This window comes from Vibrio sp. 2033 (assembly GCF_033339735.1).
Map to the genome: position 1 here is coordinate 1 of NZ_JAWOVC010000699.1, position 549 is coordinate 549.

Consider the following 549-nt stretch of genomic DNA (forward strand, 5'->3'; position numbering starts at 1 on the left):
CGACTTCACCTAGTTTAAGAGAGATTCCATGAACAAGACTATTTTTCGTTTTTCTGCTCTTTTGAGCGGTGTGTTATTCGGTATGGGCATGGCGGTGTCCGGCATGATCGACCCAGCTAAAGTCATTGGATTTTTAGATATTTCTGGCAGTTGGGATCCAAGTTTGGCTTTTGTGATGGGCGGCGCACTCGCGGTATTCATGCCAAGCTATTTTTTAATCATCAAGCCGAGAAAACAATCAGTTAGCGGTGAAGCGTTTTGCACACCAACCAATAAGAACATCGACGGACGTTTGTTATCTGGTGCGGCGATCTTTGGTTTAGGTTGGGGTTTGGCCGGTATTTGCCCTGGCCCTGCAGTTGCGAGTCTGGCATTAGGCAACGTGAGCATTGTAGTGTTCTTCCTTGCGATGTTAGTTGGATCTCTGTTCGCGAAAGCGATCATTACTCACCGTAACGCGAAGAAGATGAAAACCGCGAACGCGTAAACAATCAATCTGATATGGAGGGGAAAGGATGCCCGACAAACTAAAGCGAAGTTTTGTTCAAT

1 protein-coding gene is annotated in these 549 nt (G+C 46.3%); it reads left to right on the plus strand.

All coding sequences use genetic code 11. The annotated features are described in order from the left end of the window. Positions 1–28: 28 nt before the first annotated feature. The gene (locus R7P74_RS28590; protein WP_005479357.1) at positions 29–487 is read left to right on the plus strand and encodes a YeeE/YedE family protein; all 459 of its coding nucleotides are present in this window, start codon (positions 29–31) and stop codon (positions 485–487) included. Positions 488–549 lie beyond the last annotated feature (62 nt).